This is a genomic window from Salinimicrobium oceani (genome assembly GCF_012037645.1).
The window spans coordinates 1-650 of the sequence record NZ_JAAVJR010000183.1; the positions used below are offsets into that span (position 1 = coordinate 1).

Sequence of the window (650 nt, forward strand, 5' to 3'; positions counted from 1 at the left end):
TTCATCCATCGCTGGCGACAGTTGGTGTACTTCTTGCCGTTTTTGGGTACGTGGTGGGAACTTACGGAGCTATTTTAAGTACGATTTTAATGCAAATAGCCGCCGGAGGATAACCTGAACATTAATTTTTTTAGCATCTTTGCCCGCATTTTATCAAACATGAACATGAAAAGAATAGGATTATTTATTGCTGCCCTCACCCTGCTTGTAGCTTGTTCTACCGAAGAGACAAACCTTCACATTGAAGGAAAAGTACAGGGATTAAAAAAAGGTACTCTTTACCTTCAGAAAATTGAAGATACTACCCTGGTGACCATAGATTCTGTGGTGGTCAATGGAAATGAAAACTTTATTTTCGATACTTACACTGAAGGTACTCAGGTAATGTACCTCTACCTAAACAAGAAGGACAACAGTATTTATGATGACAGGATCATGTTCTTTGCTGAACCCGGAGAAATGGTCATAAATACTACTTTAAAGAATTTTGAAACAGACGCAATTGTTGAAGGATCTAAAAATCAGAAAAAATACACCGAGTATCAAACCATGATCCAGACGTTCAATAAAAGGAACCTGGATTTGATCCGGAAGAACCTGGAGGCGCAGCAGGAACAATATATTGTGAACATAGATTTTACGAACAAGTA

Annotated in this window: 1 protein-coding gene; it reads left to right on the plus strand. The window is 38.3% G+C overall.

Annotation, left to right across the window (positions count from 1 at the left end; translation table 11 throughout):
* Window positions 1-165 precede the first annotated feature (165 nt).
* Window positions 166-650: DUF4369 domain-containing protein (locus tag HC175_RS16145; RefSeq protein ID WP_168139428.1), on the plus strand; the 485-nt coding region annotated here is incomplete at its 3' end.